The following is an 18,874-nucleotide window of genomic DNA, read 5'->3' as shown; positions in this document are numbered from 1 at the left end:
CCCCTGCCCCATCCAGTGGCGGACGCGGCCCTGGTCGTTGGTCTCGGCCTCCTCGATATCGGCCAGCAGCAGGAAGGCGCCCTCGCGGGCGTCGATGCGGGCGGCGGCCTCGGCCTTGGCGCGGGCCTTGGCGAAGTCGTGGGCATCAAGCGCCGCCTTCGCGGTGACGAGCAGCGCCTCGACATTGTTAGGGCGGATGGCTTCCAGCCGCTCGGCGCGCTTCAGGCGGTCGGTGACGCTGTCGCCGCTGCGGGCGCGGACATAGGCTTTGCCGATCTCCGGATGCGGCTTTGCCTTCCAGACCTGTTCGAGCATGGAGGCGGCCTTGCGCACCTTGTCTTCGCGGAACAATGCCTTGGCGGCGGTCAGCGCGGCGGGGACGAAATCGGCGGACAGTTTCAGCGCCGCGAGCGCATCGTCGCGGGCGCCGGCCGGATCGCTTTCGAGTTTGTCGTTGGCGCGTGCGGTCAGGAGCACGGCGCGCTGGCGGTTGGCGGTCTCCTTGTCGACGACATGGGCGACTTTCTGCTGGTCGAGAAGCTTGATGGCATCGTCCCAGTTGCCGGCCTGGCTGCGATACTCCAGCGTTGCCTGCGCAGCCCAGGGCAGATAGGGGGCGTGATCGGCGGCCTTTTCGGCATATTGCCGCGCCGCCTCATTGGCGCCGAGGCGCTTGGCCTCGAGATAGAGACCGCGCAAGCCGAGTTCCCGGGTTTCCGGGTCGTTGGCCATCAGCTCGAATTTCTGGCGCGCTTCGTCATGCTTGCCTTCGATCAGGGCCGCCTGCGCCTCAAGCAGGTTGATCAGCGGCTCCTGGTCGGCGCGGATCAGGCCGCGCGTGCGCGCCGCCATCTTCCGGGCAAGCAGCGCATTGCCGGCACCGGCGGCGATCAGCCCGGTCGACAGCGCCTGATAGCCACGATCTCGCTTGCGGGCGCGGAAATAGCGGGTGACGGAATGTGGTGAGTTCCAGATCAGCCGGATGAACCACCAGACGATCATGGCGGCCGCGACCAACGCGATCAGGATACCGGCGGCGACGATCAGCTTGGTCTGGTAGAGCTGGCCTTCCCAGACCAGCGAGAGATCGCCGGGGCGATCCGCGAGCCACGAAAAGCCATAGCCGAGCGCCAGGACGAGGAGGGCGAAGATAAGCAGTCTGATCATTCTCGCGCTCCGTCCTCAGTTCTGTTTTCCGGTATTGGCGATCGCCTTCGACAGGGCGTCGCTGACCAGATCCTCGACGCGGATGCGGGCTTCCAGCGACTGCTTGAAGGCGGCGGAAGCCGATTTGGCGGCATCCGGCAGGCTGCTCCATTCGGTGATGGCGCCGGGCAGGTCGCCATTCTTCACCTTATCCTCGAAGCGGGCTGCAATAGCATCGACGCCATCGCCGGCGACATTGCCGACCGGGCGCACCTGCACCAGGGATTTGGCGCCCGACAGCATCCGGTCGCTCCAGCTCTGGTTCGGATCGTCCTGCTGCACCGAGCCGACGATCGCGGTCGTGACGTTGGAAACCTGGCGAATGAGATCGGCACGGGACGGAATGCCGCTCTGGGCGAAATTCTTGAGATCGGCAACGGCAGGATCATCCGGCGCGACATTGGCGAAGGTGTCGAGCTCGGGCTGGAAAGGCCCGCCGCGATCGATCGCGGCCTTCAATGCCGCGGCCGCAATCGCACGGGCAACGGCGCTTTCCTGGCTCGGCTCGCTCAGTTTCTTTTCGGCATCATCGAGACGCTTGCTGACATCGGCGTCGGCCGAGGCCCGGCTTTGCGTCGCCTGGTCGAGGCTTGCCTTCAATTGGCCCATCTCAGCACTGAGCGCCGCGATCTTCTGATCGGCGTCGCCGCTGCTTGCTCCGGATGATCCGCCGGTCGCCGTGTTGTTGGCCGCGGCGGTCTCAAGGGTCGCGATGCGGGCGGCGAGCGTCGTGTCAGGTGCTGCTGCGGGTGCGGCGGCGAGATTGGAAACGGTTTGTTTCAGTCCATCGATTTCGGCGGTGAGCGCGGCGATATCGGCGGACGTGTCCTTCGCTGCCCTGCCGCCGGGCAGAAGGCCGGCATATTGGATGGCGCCGACGCAGATGAGGGAAATCAGACCGCCGACAATGCCGGCGGCAATCAGGCCCGAGGTCGATCCTTGTTGACGCTGGGGTGCAGCGGGGGGCTCGCTACGGAAAGAGTAGGTTTCAGCTTCCTGGTCGAGCTCGGCCTTGAGCTTCTCTTCCGCTGTTTCCGTGATGGGCTCGCCGGCCTCCTCGTCGCGCAACGTTTCCTTCTCCGCTTCCAGCGGCATTTCCACCTCGTTGGCGGATGAGCTGCCGGGTTCGCTGGGGTTGCGCTCGGTGACGTCATCCGAAGCTGCGGCTTGCACAGCTTCCTCAGCTTTGAGGTCGATCGTGACCGGCTCGTCGTTGGGCTTCGAATGGTTTGGCGTTTTTCGCGATACCATGAGGTCCTCTTTTCATGCGCTGCAGCGAGGTTAGACAGACAAGTCGAATATGGAAAGAGCTTAGATCAAAATTGAGGCCTTACTCCGTCGTCAGAAGCGCCAGAAGACTGTCTTCATCCGGCATGGCGGCAATATCCGATTGGGCGCGCAGCAAGGCCGGGACAGCATCCGCAATCGCTTCACTGAGGCAGAGGAACCTCGTTGGAGCAAGGGCATCCGGCTGTTGCCGCAGGAAGGGTAGGCTGAAAAAGCGCAGTGCCGTCTGGCGGGAATAGAGCAGTACGGCGTCGGCAGGGGTGTCGATAAAAAACTTGCGGAGGGTCGCATCGTCGGGGGTGATATCCAGCATGTGGTAGCATTCCACCGTCCGCAGCGGGATATTCAATTCCATCGATCTGGTTTCAAAACCGGCGGCGCGCGGCGAGCCGGCGAGATAGAGCAGGGGCTGTTGCATGCCGGCCCGGTTGTGGGCAATCAGCTGCGCGAGTTCGATGCCGCTGCCTTCGGAGGTAAGAACATGGGTAAAGCCAAGGATCCTTGCTTCCTTTGCCGTCGCCTTGCCGACGGCAAAGAGCGGGCGACCAAGATGAGGCGCTATATTTTGGCCCAGTGCGGCTAGGGTGCGGATCGCCTCGGCGCTGGTGACGGCAATAGCGTCTTGCGTTTCCGACAGCGCCTGTCGGGCTGCCTCGACATCGTGCACCGGCTCCGACAGCGGCAGCGGCAGCGGCTCGTGTCCCATCTCCGTCAGCCGCCGGACGGTGCGTTCACCCGAATGCTGAGGGCGGGTGACGACGACGCGCATGGGCGATCAGGTCCAGTCTTCGAAGAACGCGCTGCCAGCCTCGGCGCGGATAGCCTGGCCGGCATTGGTGCCAAGCGCCTCGGCATCGCGACGGTTGCCCTCGATGGTGGTCGTGTGCACCTGCTGGCCGTCCGGCGTCAGGATCATGCCGAAGAACCGGATATGGTCGCCTTCGCAGACGGCGTAGCCGGCGATCGGCGTGCGACAGGAGCCGTCGAGTGCCGCCAGGAAGCCGCGCTCGCAGGAAACGATGTCGAAGGTCGAGCTGTCATTGATGGCGGCGAGTAGGTCGTTCATCCTCTTGTCGCCGATGCGGCTTTCGATGCCGATCGCGCCCTGGGCCGGTGCCGGCGGGAATTCGTCGGGATCGAGGATATCGGTGATCACGTCCACCTTGCCGAGCCGTTTCAGGCCGGCAACAGCCAGGAGTGTAGCGTCCGCCTGACCTTCTTCCAGTTTGCGCAGCCGGGTCTGGACCGAGCCGCGAAAGGTGATGACGTTGATATCGGGGCGCAGGCGGCGGATCAGCGCCTGGCGGCGCAGGGACGCGGAGCCGACAGTTGCGCCATGCGGCAGCTCGATCAGCTTCGGCGCCGTGCGGCCGATGACGGAATCGCGGATATCCTCGCGCGGCAGGTAGGCGGTGAGCGCCAATCCTTCCGGCAGTTTCGTCGCCATGTCCTTGGCCGAGTGTACGGCAAAGTCGAGCTCGCCCGAGGTCAGTTTCTCTTCCAGCTCTTGCGTGAACAGGCCCTTGCCGCCGATTTCCGCCAGCGTACGATCGGCGATGCGGTCGCCCTTGGTGGTCAGAGCGACGATCTCGAACATTTCTTCCGGCAGGCCGTGCGCTGCCATCAGGCGGTCACGAGCCTCGTGAGCCTGCGCCAATGCTAGCGGGCTGCCGCGCGTGCCGATCCGGAAAGGTTTTGTTTGCATCCGCTTTGATCCGTTGTTACCGACAGTCCCCGTAACCATATTTCCGCTTTATCGCAATCGACCAACAGGCATTGAACGACTTCCATGGCGTCCTTTCTTCGTATTCTCGGCATCGAAACAAGCTGCGACGAAACCGCCGCGGCCATTGTCGAGCGCCAGGATGACGGCACCGCCATCGTACGCTCAGACGTTGTTTTGAGCCAGCTGGACGAGCATAGCGCCTATGGCGGGGTCGTGCCGGAAATTGCCGCGCGCGCCCATGTCGAAGCATTGGATACGCTGATCGACGAGGCCCTGAAGCGCGCCAATGTGTCGCTGGCCGATGTCGATGCCATTGCGGCCACCTCTGGCCCCGGCCTGATCGGCGGTCTGCTCGTTGGGTTGATGACCGGCAAGGCGATATCCAGGGCAACCGGCAAGCCGCTCTATGCCATCAACCATCTGGAAGGTCATGCCTTGACGGCACGGCTGACGGATGGCCTCGCCTTCCCCTATCTGATGCTGCTCGTTTCCGGCGGCCATACGCAGCTGATCCTGGTGCGCGGCGTCGGTCAGTACGAGCGTTGGGGCACGACGATCGACGATGCGCTGGGCGAAGCCTTCGACAAGACGGCCAAGCTGCTCGGCCTGCCCTATCCCGGCGGTCCGGCCGTCGAGGCGGCGGCGAAGAAGGGTAATCCGGACCGATTCGATCTTCCGCGGCCGCTGGTCGGCGAGACGCGGCTGGATTTTTCCTTTTCCGGCCTCAAGACGGCAGTACGGCTGGCGGCAACGACGATCGCGCCGGTGAGCGAGCAGGATATTGCCGATATCTGCGCCTCCTTCCAGAAGGCGGTGTCGCGCACATTGAAGGATCGGATCGGGCGTGGCCTGCAGCGCTTCAAGAGCGAGTTTCCGAAGACGGCGGAAAAGCCGGCACTGGTGGTGGCCGGCGGCGTTGCCGCCAATCTCGAGCTGCGCCGCACGCTGCAGGAGCTCTGCGATCTCAATGGTTTCCGCTTCATCGCGCCACCGCTGAGCCTCTGTACCGACAATGCCGTGATGATCGCCTGGGCCGGGCTGGAGCGCATGGCAACGGGGGCCGCACCTGATGGTCTCGATGTGCAGCCGCGCTCGCGCTGGCCGCTCGATCAGAAGGCGGAAACGCTGCTGGGGCATGGCAAACGAGGAGCGAAGGCATGAGCGGCAACGAACGGATCGCGGTCATCGGCGCCGGCGCCTTCGGCACCGCGCTTGCCGCCGTCATCGCCCTGACGGGCAAGAGCCAGGTAACGCTGGTCGGGCGCAAGGCCGCGCTGATGGCCGATCTCAAGACCGACCGGATGAATGACGCTGCGCTGCCCGGCATCGAATTGCCGGATTCGCTGCTATTTTCTGCCGAGCCGGATTCGATTTCGGATGCCGGCATCGTGCTCTTCGCCATGCCGTCGCAGGCGCAAGCGGATGCGGCACGTCACTACGGTCCTTATCTCGCGCCTGACGCCGTCGTCGTCACCTGCGCCAAGGGCATCGACAAGGTCTCTGGCGATCTTCTGACCGACATGCTGGAACGCGAATTGCCGCACCACGCCATCGCCGTTCTCTCCGGGCCGGGCTTTGCCGCCGATATCGCCAAGGGCCTGCCGACCGCCATGGCGATCGCGGCGGCCGACATGGCGGTGGCCGAACGGCTGGCGCAGGCGATTTCCGGTCCCACCTTTCGTCTTTACGCCTCTTCCGATCGCGTCGGCGTGCAGCTCGGCGGCGCCTTGAAGAATGTGCTGGCGATTGCCTGCGGTATCGTTGAAGGACGAGGGATCGGCGATTCGGCACGCGCGGCGCTGATCAGCCGCGGCCTTGCTGAGATGTCGCGCTTCGTCTTTGCCAAGGGCGGCAAGGCGGAGACCGTGCGCGGGCTTTCCGGCCTCGGCGACCTCGTGCTGACCGCCACCAGCCATCAATCCCGCAACCTGCGCTTCGGCATTGCGCTCGGTCAGGGCCAGACGGTCGATCCCGCGCATGGAGAGCTGGTCGAAGGCGCCTATGCCGCCTCGATCGCGGCGAAGCTGGCGCAAGGTCTCGGCGTTGATATGCCGATCACCGAAGCCGTTTCGGCCATAATCGACGGCAAACTGGATATCCCGACCGCCATTGAGCAATTGATGACGCGGCCGATCACGACGGAATAGCTTGAATATCAATGGCGCACTGGATATATTACTGGATATAATCGGAGGCCACGATGGGCAGTTCACAAAAACGCGCGATTCAGAATTATCGTTCCCGCCTTGGCGAGCGCGGTCTGGCCCGTTTCGAGGTGCTCGGGCTTGACGGCGACCGTGCTCTCATCCGCTCGCTGGCAAGACGTCTGGCAGAGGATAATCCTGAATCGGCCCGCATACGAGATCTCGTCAGCAAGACGATCTCGGAAGAGCCGCCAAAGAAAGGCGGCGTCATCGCCGCATTGCGGAGTTTTCCTCTTGAGGATGCGGAACTCGATCTCGAACGGCTGCGGACGCGCCCGCGTGAGATCGATTTGTGACGCGCTATTTGCTTGATACCAATATCGTCAGCAATGCGATTAAGCCCGAACCTTCGAGGGCGCTTCTGGCGTGGTACGAAGAGCAGTCGGATAGTGATTTGTTTGTTCCGTCCCTTGCCGTTGCCGAGATTCAGCGCGGTATTCTGATCATGCCGACGGGCCGCAGACGTAACCTGTTGGAAGCGTGGTTTTCAAGCCGTGCGGGGCCGCAGGCCGTGTTCGCCGGTCGTATTCTTGCCTTTGACGAACGCGCCGGGTTGGTCTGGGCACAGCTTATGGCCGAAGGAAAAGCAGCGGATCGGCCACGCGATGCCTTCGATATGATTATTGCCTCGGTGGCTATTGTAAATGATTGTGTTTTGGCAACAGACAACGAAAGAGACTTTTGGGGTCTAGATATCGTCAATCCTCTGCGGAGGAGCACCGGCTAATTGTTCCGAGAGCGAATAAACACTCATATTCCGATTTCCATAGGAGAATAAAACAATGCTGTTTGCCTTTGTCTGCAAGGACAAGCCCGGTCACCTGAATGTCCGCATGGACACGCGTCCCGCCCATGTCGAGCATTTGAACAAGCTCAACGCCGAGGGCACGCTGAAGATAGCGGGGCCGTTCCTCGATGCCGACGGCAAGCCGAATGGCAGCCTGGTTATCGTCAATGCCGACACTATAGAGGCAGCGAAGGCGATTGCCGATTCCGATCCCTATGCCAAGGCCGGCCTGTTCGAGAGTGTCGAGGTCAAGCCGTTCAACTGGGTCTTCAACAATCCGGAGGCATGAGGCATGGCGCATTGGCTGTATAAATCCGAGCCGTCCTCCTGGTCCTGGCAGCAGCAGAAGGATGCCGGGAGCGAGGGTACGGCCTGGACCGGCGTTCGCAACTATCTTGCCCGCAACAACATGCGGACGATGCAGATCGGCGACAAGGGCTTCTTCTACCATTCCAATGACGGGCTGGAGATCGTCGGGATCGTCGAGGTCTGCGCGCTGTCGCATCCCGATGCCACCGCCAAGGACGATCCGCGCTGGGATTGCGTCGATATCCGCGCCGTGCGCGATATGCCGAAGCCGGTGTCGCTGAAGGATATCAAGGCCAATCCGAAGCTCTCGCAGATGTCGCTGGTGACCTCGATGCGGCTTTCCGTGCAGCCGGTGACGGACGATGAGTATCTCGAAGTCTGCCGCATGGGCGAGCTCGACAATCCGCCCGTTTGACACTCTCGACCCGAGGGCCGCTTGAAGACCGATCCGGAGACATTCATCCGTGCGAACACCAGCGTCATGGCGCCGCCGCATACACCGGAAATCCGGCTGCATCTGGCCAGCGAAGCCCATGATCTCTGGCTGAAGACGGAGGAGGAACTTGAGGAGATCGGCCTGCCGCCGCCCTTCTGGGCTTTCGCCTGGGCCGGCGGGCAAGGGCTTGCGCGCTATATCCTCGATCATCCCGACGCGGTTGCCGGCAAACGGGTTGTCGATTTCGCCAGCGGTTCGGGACTGGTGGCGATTGCGGCGAGGCTTGCGGGCGCAAGCCGAGTGCTCGCCGCCGATATCGACCCCTGGGCGGAAACGGCGGTGCGGTTGAACGCAGTTGAAAACGATGTTGCGCTCGATTTCATCGGCGACAATCTCGTGGATCAGGCGATCGATGCCGATGTCGTTCTTGCCGGGGATGTCTTTTATGATCGAGATTTTGCCGATCTGCTCATTCCCTGGTTTCGGCGGTTGGCAGGGGAGGGCCTTCTGGTTCTGGTCGGCGATCCAGGCCGCGCCTACCTGCCCAAGGATCGCCTGGAGGCGCGGGCCAGCTATCAGGTGCCGGTGACACGGGCGCTGGAGGATAGCGAAGTCAAGAAGACGACGGTCTGGCGATTTCTCGCCGACTAACGATCCTTACGGGCGAATCACGCAGACGCCCGCTTCATAGGCGCAGGCATTGCCGGCAAGCTTGATATCGATCACCTGGGCGCGGGGTCTCAGCCGTGTCGCGGGTTTGTCGGGGTATCGGTCATAGCCGCCATAACCAAGGACGTAGGTTCCGTCATTGGCCTGGTAGACATCTGCGGTTCCGGCGTAGGTGCCGATATCTCCCGCATATTGCCGGTCCATCAGGACGATTCTGTCCGGCTGCGGCTGTGCCGAGCGCTGCGGCCAGGAGATTTCCTGCAACCGGTGGGGGCCGGAATGATGGAACGGCCGATGCTCCCGGCGATAATCACCCGCCAAGACCGATACGGATGATAGAACGGCAACTGCCGCCAAAACGAGCGCCGCTGCCTTGAAAAAATGCTGCCGCATGCGTTTTCCCCACCCGTTAAATCCCTAATAAAGTGTGAAGAGCAGAATGCCGCAAGCGCGTGGTTAAGTCCACTTGGCAGACGGGAAAATCATATCGAGGCTCCAATCGGAGGACACGGCCTCGGCCCACGCGCCAAAGATGTCGAGCGATCCGAATCGATTAAATTCGAGGCAGACAGCAATTGTGCTTGTCGCCGTGCCTTTCCGTGATTAATGGTCGCAATTGATGCAACGCACACAGGATTTTTCCGCGCGTGTGCGTTGCCCCGGAGACATCCGGGATAGAAGCGTATCGTAACGCCGCGAGGTTCTGATGGCGAACGTCACACAAAACCGGCCCTTGTCGCCGCATCTGCAAATCTACAAGCCTATTCCCACCATGATCATGTCGATCGTGCACCGCATCACCGGTGGCGCGCTCTATTTCGGTACGGTGCTGGTTGCCTGGTGGCTGATCGCCGCGGCGACGGGCCAGGGCTATTTCGAACTGGTCAACTGGATCATGGGCACGATCATCGGTCGGCTCGTGCTGTTCGGTTACACATGGGCGCTGCTCCACCACATGCTCGGCGGTCTGCGCCATTTCATGTGGGACCTCGGCTACGGCTTCGGTAAGGAATTCTCGACCAAGCTGGCCAAGGCGACGCTCGTCGGTTCGCTCTGTCTGACCGCGCTGGTCTGGATCATCGGCATCGCCATCCGGCTGGTTTGATTGGCATGATCCTGTCCGAAGCCGCTTTGCGGTCCTTCGGTTCGGGATCATTGCTTTAAAGGATATTTCTTATGGATATGCGTACCCCTTTGGGCAAAGTCCGCGGCCTCGGCTCCGCCAAGGAAGGCACCGACCATTTCTGGCGCCAGCGCCTGACCGCCGTCGCCAACGTCCCGCTCTTCATTTTCTTCGTCATTTTCCTGATCATCTATGCTGGCGCTCCCTATGCGGAGGTCGTGCACGCCCTGTCGAATCCCTTCGTCGCCGTCATCATGGGCCTGATGGTGATCTCCGGTATCATTCACATGAAGCTCGGCATGCAGGTCATCATCGAGGACTATGTCCACGGCGAATTCGGCAAGATCGTCCTTCTCATGCTCAACACATTCTTCTCGATCGTCATGGCGGGGCTCTGTCTCTTCGCCATTCTGAAGATCGCGTTCGTAGGATAATTGCATCATGGCATCGAACTCATCCGCTCAGAATGGCAAAGCCTACAAGTATGTCGATCACTCCTATGACGTGATCGTCGTCGGCGCCGGCGGCGCTGGCCTGCGCGCCACGCTCGGCATGGCCGAACAGGGCTTCCGCACCGCCTGCATCACCAAGGTCTTTCCGACCCGTTCGCACACCGTTGCAGCCCAGGGCGGCATTGCCGCCTCGCTTCAGAACATGACGCCGGACAGCTGGCAGTGGCATCTCTACGACACCGTCAAGGGCTCCGACTGGCTCGGCGACGTCGACGCCATGCAATACATGGTCATGGAAGCGCCGAAGGCGGTCTATGAGCTCGAGCATTACGGCGTGCCCTTTTCGCGCAACGAGGAAGGCAAGATCTATCAGCGCCCGTTCGGCGGCCACATGCAGAATTTCGGCGAGGGACCGCCGGTGCAGCGCACCTGCGCGGCAGCCGACCGTACCGGTCACGCCATCCTGCACACGCTCTACGGCCAGTCGCTGCGCAACAATGCGGAATTCTTCATCGAGTATTTCGCGCTCGACCTCATCATGTCGGATGACGGCAGCCGCTGCACCGGCGTCGTTGCCTGGTGCCTCGATGACGGCACGATCCATCGCTTCGCTGCCAAGATGGTGGTGTTGGCGACCGGCGGCTATGGCCGCGCCTACTTCTCGGCAACCTCAGCCCATACCTGCACCGGTGACGGTGGCGGCATGGTGGCCCGCGCCGGACTGCCGCTGGAGGACATGGAATTCGTGCAGTTCCATCCGACCGGCATTTACGGTTCGGGATGTCTGATCACCGAAGGCGCGCGCGGCGAAGGCGGCTATCTCGTTAATTCCGAAGGCGAGCGCTTCATGGAGCGCTATGCTCCTTCGGCAAAGGACCTTGCCTCGCGTGACGTCGTTTCTCGCTGCATGACCCTGGAAATCCGCGAGGGTCGCGGGGTTGGCAAGAACAAGGACCACATCTTCCTGCATCTCGACCATCTCGATCCGGCCGTGCTGCATGAGCGCCTGCCGGGCATTTCCGAGAGCGCGCGCATTTTCGCCGGCGTCGACGTGACCCGCGAGCCGATCCCGGTTCTGCCGACCGTACACTACAACATGGGCGGCATTCCGACGAACTATTGGGGCGAAGTGCTGAATGCCGACAGCAACAATCCCGAGCGCGTGTTGCCGGGTCTGATGGCCGTCGGCGAAGCCGGCTGCGCCTCGGTGCACGGTGCCAACCGTCTCGGCTCCAATTCGTTGATCGACCTCGTGGTCTTCGGTCGTGCCGCTGCCATTCGTGCCGGCGAAGTCATCGACCGCGTCAGCCCGGTGCCGCCGGTCAACGTTGCTGCCTGCGACAAGATCATGGATCGCTTCGACCGCCTGCGTCACGCCAGCGGCAGCACGCCGACGGCGGTATTGCGCGAGAAAATGCAGCGCGCCATGCAGGAAGACGCTGCCGTTTTCCGCACGCAGGAATCGCTGGAATCCGGCTGCCGCCGCATTTCGGAGATCTGGAAGGAACTGTCCGATGTTAAGGTCACCGACCGTTCGCTGATCTGGAATTCCGATCTCGTCGAGACGCTGGAACTGCACAATCTGATGACCAACGCCATCGCGACGATCTACGGCGCCGAGGCCCGCAAGGAGAGCCGCGGCTCGCATGCCCGCGAGGACTATACCGAGGGCAAGTTCGGCGGCCGCGACGATGAGAACTGGCGCAAGCACACGCTTGCCTGGGTCAACGAAGCCGGCGACGTGAAGCTCGACTATCGTCCCGTCCATACCGAACTGATTGCCGAAGGCATCGATCCGCACAAGATCGAGCCAAAAGCACGCGTCTATTGATCTGAGAGGAACTGACCATGGTTGAACTCGCTCTCCCCAAGAACTCTCAGATGCGTGAAGGCAAAGTCTGGCCGAAGCCGGCGGGTGCCAAGAACACGCGCGAATTCCGCGTCTATCGCTGGAGCCCGGATGACGGTCTGAACCCGAGCATCGACACCTATTACATCGATGTCGACGATTGCGGCCCGATGGTGCTCGATGGCTTGCTCTACATCAAGAACAACATCGACCCGACGCTGACGCTGCGCCGTTCCTGTCGTGAAGGTATCTGCGGTTCCTGCGCGATGAACATCGACGGCACCAACACGCTCGCCTGCACCAAGGGCCTGGACGAGATCAAGGGCACGGTGAAGATCTATCCGCTGCCGCATCTGCCGGTCGTCAAGGACCTGGTGCCGGATCTGACGAACTTCTACGCCCAGCATCGCTCGATCGAGCCTTGGCTCAAGACCGTGTCGCCGCCGCCGGCCAAGGAATGGAAGCAGAGCCATGAGGACCGCCTGAAGCTCGACGGCCTCTATGAGTGCATCCTCTGCGCCTGCTGCTCGACCTCCTGTCCGAGCTACTGGTGGAACGGCGACCGTTATCTCGGTCCGGCTGTTCTGCTGCAGGCCTATCGCTGGCTGATCGACAGCCGCGACGAGGCAAAGGGCGAGCGTCTCGACAATCTCGAGGATCCTTTCCGCCTTTATCGCTGCCACACGATCATGAACTGCGCCCAGACCTGCCCCAAGGGCCTGAACCCTGCCAAGGCGATCGCGGAAATCAAGAAGATGATGGTCGAACGGCGAGTCTGACCGCCGGCGATTGTTTGTCGGCTTGGCAGCAATGGGGATTATGTTCGCATGATGATGGAGGGCTTTGCCCCGGAGGCCGTGGCCGAAATTCGATTGCGGCTTGCTTCTGTCACAGCCGAAGGCATTCGCATTGGCCTTGCCATCGAAAGCGGCAGTCGTGCCTGGGGCTTCCCCTCGCCGGACAGCGATTATGATTGCCGCTTCGTCTACATCAGGCCGGAGCGGGATCATCTGACTTTGTTTCCGCATCGCGACGTCATCGAGTTTCCGATCGTTGGCGATATCGATACCGGTGGGTGGGATCTGCGCAAGGCGTTGCTTTTGGCGCTGAAGGGTAACGCCGTTCTTGTCGAATGGTTGAAATCGCCGCTCGTCTATGAGGAAGAGCCCGGCTTCCGCGATCGTCTCGGTGCGTTGCTGGATGCGATCATGGTGCCGGAGAAGGTCGCTCAGCATTATATCGGCCTGATGAAACAGCACCGACCGGGCGAAGAAAACGAGCCCGTCCGCTTGAAGAAGCTGCTTTATTCCATTCGACCGGCGATCGCGCTCGAATGGATGCGTCAAACGAATTTCGAAAAATTGCCGCCAATGAACATGCTCGAATGCCTTGAAGCTATCGATATGTCTGAGGACATGCGGGCTACAATTCTGCAATTGGTGGCAGTCAAGAAAGAGACGCGCGAGATGGGAGAGGGTGTACCGCCGTTGCCGCTGATACAGTTTCTGACGGCTTCGCTCGCACGCTATTCCGATTTCTCGAACGAGCTCCGTCACGACGCGGAGCGCGACAAAAGGGTGCAGGAATTGGCCGATGACTTCTATCTGGCTGAGGTCCGGCGCGTTCAGCCTTGAAATCACCGGATTCCTGAACAGCTATGGCGTCCGGCGATTTATGCCTGTATCGACTTGATTAACCAAAATGAAATACGTTAGTTCCAATTTTATGGGTGCTCGGTTTCCCAATGTCAGCGGTGGACGATTAGGAGTATGATGATGCAATTGAGATATGCAGTGACGGCTGCGGCGATAGGTCTGTCGCTTGCCGGTTGCCAGCGCACAGCATACAACAACGACGATACGTCCTATTCGCGCCCACCACCCTTGCAGGCTCAGCCTGTTCCTTCCGTGCAGTCTAGCCAGCTACCGCCGACGAATGGCGCCGATGGTTCGCAGTTTCCTGCGGCGCCGTCGAACGCGCCGAACGCGGCCAATCCGCAGCAACAGCAGGCGATGGCGGCATCCGCGCAGGACGTGACCAAGGAATCCATGGTCGGCAGCTGGAAGGTCAGCAATGGCGGGTCGAGCTGCGATATGTTCCTGACGCTCACCAATCTCGGTGGCGGATCGCGCGGCGGCACACGCGGTTGTGCCGGTGAGCTGACGGCGATGGGTTCCTGGGCGGTGTCCGGCAAGCAGGTTCTTCTCAAGGACCGTGACGGCAACCAGATCGGCTCGCTCTACAAGACGGCCGATTCGCGCTACGATGGCTCGACCGCGTCCGGCCAGCCGATCAGCCTCAGCCGATAAAGCTCTTTTGAAAGGGGGCGGCCGTCCGGGTCGCTTCCCCTTTGCACAGGTGGATATTTCCCCATGCAGCCCATGCCCGATTATTCCATCAGCGTCGGCGAACAGCTAAAGGCGCTGACGGCCTCCGGATCGCTTCAGGTGGATTCGGCGCAGATGGATGTGGCGAAATCCCTCGATCGCGTGCTTGCCAATCTCAAGCAGAAGCGGCCGGCAATCAAGTCGAGCGCTCTCGGCTGGATGTTTGCGCGCAAGAAGCCGGCCGAGATCGTTCGCGGTCTCTACATCCATGGCAGCGTCGGGCGTGGCAAGACCATGCTGATGGACATGTTCTTCGCCATGGCGCCAGCCAAGAAGAAGCGCCGGGCGCATTTCCACGAATTCATGGCCGATGTGCACAATCGCATCGCAGCTCACCGGCTGAAATTCAAGAATGGCGAGACCAAGCAGGCAGACCCGGTGCTGCCGGTCGCGGCCGACCTCTATAGCGAGGCCGAGCTGCTGTGCTTCGATGAATTCACCGTGACCGACATTGCCGACGCAATGATCCTGTCGCGGTTGTTTTCCGAGCTGTTCTCGCTCGGCTGCGTGCTGGTCGCCACCTCGAATGTCGAGCCTGACAATCTTTATCGCGACGGCCTCAATCGCGGCCTGTTCCTGCCCTTCATCGATCTGCTGAAACGCCATGTCGAGGTCGTCACGCTGGATTCGCCAACCGATTACCGGATGGAGAAGCTGAACAGTCAGCCGGTCTATCTGATCCCGATCGACGAGCGCACCGACATGGCGATGGAGGCGTCCTGGGTACAGGCGCTGCATGGCCGCAAGCCGCAGCCCATGGACATCCCGATGAAGGGGCGGTCCATCCATGTGCCGCTTGCCGCCGATCGCATCGCGCGTTTTTCCTTCGCCGATCTCTGCGACGCGCCGCTGGGGGCAGCCGACTTTCTGGCGATCGCCAAGCGGTTCGACACGATCTTTCTCGACCGGGTGCCGAAGCTCGGGCCGGAAAAACGCAACCAGACCAAGCGTTTCATCATCCTTATCGACACGCTTTACGATCACGCCATCCGGCTTTATGTTTCAGCAGCGGCGATGCCGGAGGATCTGCTGGTCGAAAGGCGCGGTACGGAAGGCTTCGAATTCGACCGCACCGCATCGCGGCTTTTCGAGATGCGCAGCGCCGAATATCTCGCTCAGACTCCCGCCAAACGGGCTGCCGAGTAACAGATTGGTGACAGAATGTCTTACGTTTACGTAAGACATTATCGATCTAACCGATTGAAATCCCTGCTCTCAAAATAATCAATTGCCAATTTCGGCCGTTGGGTCTATGCGATTGGCGGCAATGGTGGATGCCTTGTGGGCGTCCCGCCACGGATTTTGATCGCAAAGGATACCCCGAAATGGCGCGCAACAAGATCGCACTTATTGGTTCTGGCATGATTGGTGGCACGCTGGCGCATCTCGCCGGCCTGAAGGAACTGGGCGACATCGTCCTGTTCGACATCGCGGACGGCATTCCCCAGGGCAAGGGTCTCGACATCGCCCAGTCTTCGCCAGTCGAAGGCTTCGACGCCAACTTGACCGGCGCCAGTGATTACTCCGCGATCGAAGGTGCCGACGTCTGCATCGTCACCGCCGGCGTCGCCCGCAAGCCGGGCATGAGCCGCGACGATCTTCTCGGCATCAACCTCAAGGTCATGGAGCAGGTCGGCGCCGGCATCAAGAAGTATGCCCCGAACGCTTTCGTGATCTGCATCACCAACCCGCTCGACGCCATGGTCTGGGCGCTGCAGAAGTTCTCGGGCCTCCCGGCCAACAAGGTCGTCGGCATGGCCGGCGTGCTGGACTCGTCGCGATTCCGCCTCTTCCTCGCCAAGGAATTCAACGTTTCCGTCGAAGATGTCACCGCTTTCGTTCTCGGCGGCCATGGCGACTCGATGGTCCCGCTTGCTCGTTACTCCACCGTTGCCGGCATTCCGCTGACCGACCTCGTCACCATGGGCTGGCTCACCGCTGAGCGCCTCGAAGAGATCATTCAGCGTACTCGCGACGGCGGCGCCGAGATCGTCGGTCTCTTGAAGACCGGCTCGGCCTATTACGCTCCGGCCGCATCCGCCATCGCCATGGCTGAATCCTACCTCAAGGACAAGAAGCGCGTTCTGCCGTGCGCTGCCCATCTCGATGGCCAGTATGGCGTCAAGGACATGTATGTCGGCGTTCCCACGGTCATCGGCGCCGGCGGCATCGAGCGCATTATCGAGATCGACCTGAACAAGGCCGAGAAGGAAGCCTTCGACAAGTCGGTCGCATCCGTCGCCGGTCTTTGCGAAGCCTGCATCACCATCGCGCCGTCGCTGAAGTAATTTCCGCGTTATAACAGGGATAAACCCATGAACATTCATGAATATCAGGCCAAGGCTCTGCTGAAGTCCTTTGGCGCACCCGTCGCGGACGGCGTTGCCATCTTCTCCGCAGACGAAGCCGAAGCTGCCGCAAAGCAGCTTCCGGGTCCGCTTTACGTCGTCAAGAGCCAGATCCACGCCGGCGGCCGCGGCAAGGGCAAGTTCAAGGAACTTAGCTCCGACGCCAAGGGCGGCGTTCGCCTCGCCAAGTCGATCGAGGACGTCGTTGCCAATTCCAAGGACATGCTCGGCAACACGTTGGTGACCAAGCAGACCGGCCCGGCCGGCAAGCAGGTCAACCGCCTCTACATCGAAGACGGCGCCGACATCGACCGCGAACTCTACCTCTCGATCCTGGTCGACCGCTCCGTCGGTCAGGTCGCCTTCGTCGTATCGACCGAAGGCGGCATGGACATCGAGACCGTCGCGCACGACACGCCGGAAAAGATCATCACCGTCGCCATCGATCCGGCTGCTGGTGTGACGGCTGCCGACTCGACCGCCATTTCCGACGCGCTGAAGCTCGAAGGGGCTGCTCGCGAGGACGGCGCCAAGCTGTTCCCGATCCTCTACAAGGCCTTCGTCGAGAAGGACATGGCCCTGCTCGAGGTCAACCCGCTGATCGTCATGACCAACGGCCGCCTGCGCGTCCTCGACGCCAAGGTCTCCTTCGACGGCAATGCGCTGTTCCGTCATGAAGACATTCGCGCCCTGCGCGACAAGTCGGAAGAAGACGAGAAGGAAATCCAGGCTCACGAATACGACCTGGCTTACGTTGCTCTCGACGGCAACATCGGCTGCATGGTCAACGGTGCCGGCCTTGCCATGGCAACCATGGACATCATCAAGCTCTACGGCGCCGAGCCGGCGAACTTCCTCGATGTCGGCGGTGGCGCCACCAAGGAAAAGGTCACGGCCGCCTTCAAGATCATCACTGCCGATCCGGCAGTCCAGGGTATCCTGGTCAACATCTTCGGCGGCATCATGAAGTGTGATGTCATTGCCGAAGGCGTGCTCGCAGCCGTCAAGGAAGTCGGTCTGAAGGTTCCGCTCGTCGTTCGCCTCGAAGGCACCAATGTCGAGCTCGGCAAGAAGATCATCAATGAATCCGGTCTCAATGTCATCTCTGCCGATGACCTGGACGATGCCGCCCAGAAGATCGTCAAGGCAGTCAAGGGAGCCTGAGGCAAGATGTCCATTCTCATCAACAAAGACACCAAGGTCCTGGTTCAGGGCCTGACCGGCAAGACCGGCACCTTCCACACCGAGCAGGCGCTTGCCTATCACGGCACGAAGATGGTCGGCGGTATCCACCCTTCCAAGGGCGGCGAAACCTGGACCGGCAAGGAAGGCGAAAAGCTGCCGATTTTCAAGTCGGTCGCTGAAGGCAAGGACGCCACTGGCGCCAACGCCTCGGTCATCTACGTTCCGCCGGCAGGTGCCGCGGCTGCGATCCTCGAAGCGATCGACGCTGAGATCCCGCTGATCGTCTGCATCACGGAAGGCATTCCGGTTGCCGACATGGTCAAGGTCAAGGCTCGTCTCGACAAGTCGAAGTCGCGCCTGATCGGACCGAACTGCCCCGGCGTCCTGACGCCGAACGAATGCAAGATCGGCATCATGCCGGGCTCCATCTTCAAGAAGGGCTCCGTCGGCGTTCTCTCGCGTTCGGGCACGCTGACCTATGAAGCCGTGTTCCAGACCACCAATGAAGGCCTCGGCCAGACGACAGCTGTCGGTATCGGCGGCGACCCGGTCAAGGGCACGGAATTCATCGACATCCTGGAAATGTTCCTCGCCGACGACGAAACCAAGTCGATCATCATGATCGGCGAAATCGGCGGTTCGGCTGAAGAAGAAGCCGCGCAGTTCCTCAAGGACGAAGCCAAGAAGGGCCGCAAGAAGCCGATGGTCGGCTTCATCGCCGGCCGCACGGCACCTCCCGGCCGCACCATGGGCCATGCTGGCGCCGTGATTTCCGGCGGCAAGGGCGGCGCGGAAGACAAGATTGCGGCGATGGAAGCGGCAGGCATTCGCGTGTCGCCGTCGCCGGCGCGTCTCGGCAAGACGCTGGTGGAAGTCCTGAAGGGCTGATCCTACCTATAGCAAGAC

22 protein-coding genes are annotated in these 18,874 nt (G+C 61.5%); 17 read left to right on the top strand and 5 right to left on the bottom strand.

What is annotated here, in order from left to right:
* The 4 genes from PMI03_RS04210 to hemC all read right to left on the bottom strand — a co-directional run.
* Positions 1 to 1,167: heme biosynthesis protein HemY (locus PMI03_RS04210; RefSeq protein ID WP_007690206.1), on the bottom strand; the 1,167-nt coding region annotated here is incomplete at its 3' end.
* A gap of 15 nt (positions 1,168 to 1,182) precedes the next feature.
* Positions 1,183 to 2,457, bottom strand: coding sequence for a COG4223 family protein (locus PMI03_RS04205; RefSeq protein ID WP_007690205.1), 1,275 nt, complete (start codon positions 2,455 to 2,457; stop codon positions 1,183 to 1,185).
* A 79-nt stretch (positions 2,458 to 2,536) separates the two neighbouring features.
* On the bottom strand, positions 2,537 to 3,262 hold the full coding sequence (locus PMI03_RS04200) for a uroporphyrinogen-III synthase (RefSeq protein ID WP_007690203.1): 726 nt from the start codon (positions 3,260 to 3,262) through the stop codon (positions 2,537 to 2,539).
* A 6-nt stretch (positions 3,263 to 3,268) separates the two neighbouring features.
* Positions 3,269 to 4,198 carry a hydroxymethylbilane synthase gene (hemC, locus tag PMI03_RS04195; protein WP_007690201.1) on the bottom strand — a complete coding sequence of 310 codons (930 nt, stop codon included), beginning with the start codon at positions 4,196 to 4,198 and terminating at the stop codon, positions 3,269 to 3,271.
* 84 nt (positions 4,199 to 4,282) lie between these two features.
* Here hemC and tsaD point away from each other — a divergent pair, with 84 nt between their 5' ends.
* The 7 genes from tsaD to PMI03_RS04160 are packed head-to-tail and all read left to right on the top strand — an operon-like array spanning position 4,283 to position 8,606.
* Positions 4,283 to 5,380, top strand: a complete 1,098-nt coding sequence (tsaD, locus tag PMI03_RS04190) for a tRNA (adenosine(37)-N6)-threonylcarbamoyltransferase complex transferase subunit TsaD (protein WP_007690199.1) — start codon at positions 4,283 to 4,285, stop codon at positions 5,378 to 5,380.
* Positions 5,377 to 6,366, top strand: a complete 990-nt coding sequence (locus tag PMI03_RS04185) for an NAD(P)H-dependent glycerol-3-phosphate dehydrogenase (protein ID WP_007690197.1) — start codon at positions 5,377 to 5,379, stop codon at positions 6,364 to 6,366. The genes tsaD and PMI03_RS04185 overlap by 4 nt, the downstream gene beginning before the upstream one ends.
* A 53-nt stretch (positions 6,367 to 6,419) precedes the next feature.
* Positions 6,420 to 6,719, top strand: coding sequence for a hypothetical protein (locus PMI03_RS04180; RefSeq protein WP_007690195.1), 300 nt, complete (start codon positions 6,420 to 6,422; stop codon positions 6,717 to 6,719).
* Positions 6,716 to 7,150, top strand: coding sequence for a PIN domain-containing protein (locus tag PMI03_RS04175; protein WP_007690193.1), 435 nt, complete (start codon positions 6,716 to 6,718; stop codon positions 7,148 to 7,150). The genes PMI03_RS04180 and PMI03_RS04175 overlap by 4 nt, the downstream gene beginning before the upstream one ends.
* A 55-nt stretch (positions 7,151 to 7,205) precedes the next feature.
* Positions 7,206 to 7,499 carry a YciI-like protein gene (locus PMI03_RS04170; RefSeq protein WP_007690190.1) on the top strand — a complete coding sequence of 98 codons (294 nt, stop codon included), beginning with the start codon at positions 7,206 to 7,208 and terminating at the stop codon, positions 7,497 to 7,499.
* Between the two features lie 3 nt (positions 7,500 to 7,502).
* Positions 7,503 to 7,934, top strand: a complete 432-nt coding sequence (locus PMI03_RS04165) for an EVE domain-containing protein (protein WP_007690188.1) — start codon at positions 7,503 to 7,505, stop codon at positions 7,932 to 7,934.
* Between the two features lie 21 nt (positions 7,935 to 7,955).
* Positions 7,956 to 8,606 (top strand): methyltransferase, encoded by a 651-nt coding sequence (locus PMI03_RS04160; RefSeq protein ID WP_007690186.1) that lies wholly within the window; start codon positions 7,956 to 7,958, stop codon positions 8,604 to 8,606.
* 6 nt (positions 8,607 to 8,612) lie between these two features.
* Here PMI03_RS04160 and PMI03_RS04155 read toward each other — a convergent pair whose 3' ends face one another.
* Positions 8,613 to 9,017 carry a hypothetical protein gene (locus PMI03_RS04155; protein WP_007690184.1) on the bottom strand — a complete coding sequence of 135 codons (405 nt, stop codon included), beginning with the start codon at positions 9,015 to 9,017 and terminating at the stop codon, positions 8,613 to 8,615.
* Positions 9,018 to 9,330: 313 nt separating this feature from the next.
* Between PMI03_RS04155 and sdhC the strand changes: the two genes are divergently transcribed.
* From sdhC to sucD, 10 genes are all read left to right on the top strand, one after another.
* Positions 9,331 to 9,729: a succinate dehydrogenase, cytochrome b556 subunit gene (sdhC, locus tag PMI03_RS04150; protein ID WP_007690183.1), complete on the top strand. Its 399-nt coding sequence runs from the start codon at positions 9,331 to 9,333 to the stop codon at positions 9,727 to 9,729.
* Positions 9,730 to 9,800: 71 nt separating this feature from the next.
* Positions 9,801 to 10,181, top strand: a complete 381-nt coding sequence (gene sdhD, locus PMI03_RS04145; RefSeq protein ID WP_007690181.1) for a succinate dehydrogenase, hydrophobic membrane anchor protein — start codon at positions 9,801 to 9,803, stop codon at positions 10,179 to 10,181.
* A 7-nt stretch (positions 10,182 to 10,188) separates the two neighbouring features.
* On the top strand, positions 10,189 to 12,030 hold the full coding sequence (sdhA, locus tag PMI03_RS04140) for a succinate dehydrogenase flavoprotein subunit (protein WP_007690179.1): 1,842 nt from the start codon (positions 10,189 to 10,191) through the stop codon (positions 12,028 to 12,030).
* Between the two features lie 17 nt (positions 12,031 to 12,047).
* Complete coding sequence (locus PMI03_RS04135) at positions 12,048 to 12,827, top strand: succinate dehydrogenase iron-sulfur subunit (RefSeq protein ID WP_007690177.1); 780 nt, start codon at positions 12,048 to 12,050, stop codon at positions 12,825 to 12,827.
* Between the two features lie 48 nt (positions 12,828 to 12,875).
* Positions 12,876 to 13,682 (top strand): DNA polymerase beta superfamily protein, encoded by an 807-nt coding sequence (locus PMI03_RS04130; RefSeq protein ID WP_007690175.1) that lies wholly within the window; start codon positions 12,876 to 12,878, stop codon positions 13,680 to 13,682.
* 141 nt (positions 13,683 to 13,823) lie between these two features.
* Positions 13,824 to 14,357 (top strand): protease inhibitor Inh/omp19 family protein, encoded by a 534-nt coding sequence (locus tag PMI03_RS04125; protein ID WP_007690173.1) that lies wholly within the window; start codon positions 13,824 to 13,826, stop codon positions 14,355 to 14,357.
* A gap of 63 nt (positions 14,358 to 14,420) precedes the next feature.
* Complete coding sequence (gene zapE / locus PMI03_RS04120; protein ID WP_007690172.1) at positions 14,421 to 15,581, top strand: cell division protein ZapE; 1,161 nt, start codon at positions 14,421 to 14,423, stop codon at positions 15,579 to 15,581.
* A gap of 179 nt (positions 15,582 to 15,760) precedes the next feature.
* Entirely contained in the window at positions 15,761 to 16,723 is a 963-nt protein-coding gene (mdh, locus tag PMI03_RS04115) for a malate dehydrogenase (protein WP_007690171.1), read from the top strand.
* 27 nt (positions 16,724 to 16,750) lie between these two features.
* On the top strand, positions 16,751 to 17,947 hold the full coding sequence (gene sucC / locus PMI03_RS04110; RefSeq protein WP_007690168.1) for an ADP-forming succinate--CoA ligase subunit beta: 1,197 nt from the start codon (positions 16,751 to 16,753) through the stop codon (positions 17,945 to 17,947).
* A gap of 6 nt (positions 17,948 to 17,953) precedes the next feature.
* Entirely contained in the window at positions 17,954 to 18,856 is a 903-nt protein-coding gene (gene sucD, locus PMI03_RS04105; RefSeq protein ID WP_007690166.1) for a succinate--CoA ligase subunit alpha, read from the top strand.
* Positions 18,857 to 18,874: the final 18 nt, after the last annotated feature.

The sequence above is a fragment of the Rhizobium sp. AP16 genome (genome assembly GCF_000281735.1).
GTDB lineage: Bacteria > Pseudomonadota > Alphaproteobacteria > Rhizobiales > Rhizobiaceae > Rhizobium > Rhizobium rhizogenes.
This window is presented reverse-complemented; position numbering and strand designations above follow the sequence as displayed.

Excerpts from the sequence above, each read along its gene's own strand:
- mdh (WP_007690171.1), top strand. The coding sequence starts at position 15,761 with ATGGCGCGCAACAAGATCGCACTTATTGGTTCTGGCATGATTGGTGGC.
- PMI03_RS04130 (WP_007690175.1), top strand. The coding sequence starts at position 12,876 with ATGATGATGGAGGGCTTTGCCCCGGAGGCCGTGGCCGAAATTCGATTG.
- hemC (WP_007690201.1), bottom strand. The coding sequence starts at position 4,198 with ATGCAAACAAAACCTTTCCGGATCGGCACGCGCGGCAGCCCGCTAGCA.
- PMI03_RS04170 (WP_007690190.1), top strand. The coding sequence starts at position 7,206 with ATGCTGTTTGCCTTTGTCTGCAAGGACAAGCCCGGTCACCTGAATGTC.
- sdhC (WP_007690183.1), top strand. The coding sequence starts at position 9,331 with ATGGCGAACGTCACACAAAACCGGCCCTTGTCGCCGCATCTGCAAATC.
- tsaD (WP_007690199.1), top strand. The coding sequence starts at position 4,283 with ATGGCGTCCTTTCTTCGTATTCTCGGCATCGAAACAAGCTGCGACGAA.
- PMI03_RS04200 (WP_007690203.1), bottom strand. The coding sequence starts at position 3,262 with ATGCGCGTCGTCGTCACCCGCCCTCAGCATTCGGGTGAACGCACCGTC.
- PMI03_RS04205 (WP_007690205.1), bottom strand. The coding sequence starts at position 2,457 with ATGGTATCGCGAAAAACGCCAAACCATTCGAAGCCCAACGACGAGCCG.
- PMI03_RS04165 (WP_007690188.1), top strand. The coding sequence starts at position 7,503 with ATGGCGCATTGGCTGTATAAATCCGAGCCGTCCTCCTGGTCCTGGCAG.
- PMI03_RS04125 (WP_007690173.1), top strand. The coding sequence starts at position 13,824 with ATGCAATTGAGATATGCAGTGACGGCTGCGGCGATAGGTCTGTCGCTT.
- sdhD (WP_007690181.1), top strand. The coding sequence starts at position 9,801 with ATGGATATGCGTACCCCTTTGGGCAAAGTCCGCGGCCTCGGCTCCGCC.
- sdhA (WP_007690179.1), top strand. The coding sequence starts at position 10,189 with ATGGCATCGAACTCATCCGCTCAGAATGGCAAAGCCTACAAGTATGTC.
- sucC (WP_007690168.1), top strand. The coding sequence starts at position 16,751 with ATGAACATTCATGAATATCAGGCCAAGGCTCTGCTGAAGTCCTTTGGC.
- zapE (WP_007690172.1), top strand. The coding sequence starts at position 14,421 with ATGCAGCCCATGCCCGATTATTCCATCAGCGTCGGCGAACAGCTAAAG.
- PMI03_RS04135 (WP_007690177.1), top strand. The coding sequence starts at position 12,048 with ATGGTTGAACTCGCTCTCCCCAAGAACTCTCAGATGCGTGAAGGCAAA.
- PMI03_RS04180 (WP_007690195.1), top strand. The coding sequence starts at position 6,420 with ATGGGCAGTTCACAAAAACGCGCGATTCAGAATTATCGTTCCCGCCTT.
- sucD (WP_007690166.1), top strand. The coding sequence starts at position 17,954 with ATGTCCATTCTCATCAACAAAGACACCAAGGTCCTGGTTCAGGGCCTG.
- PMI03_RS04185 (WP_007690197.1), top strand. The coding sequence starts at position 5,377 with ATGAGCGGCAACGAACGGATCGCGGTCATCGGCGCCGGCGCCTTCGGC.
- PMI03_RS04155 (WP_007690184.1), bottom strand. The coding sequence starts at position 9,017 with ATGCGGCAGCATTTTTTCAAGGCAGCGGCGCTCGTTTTGGCGGCAGTT.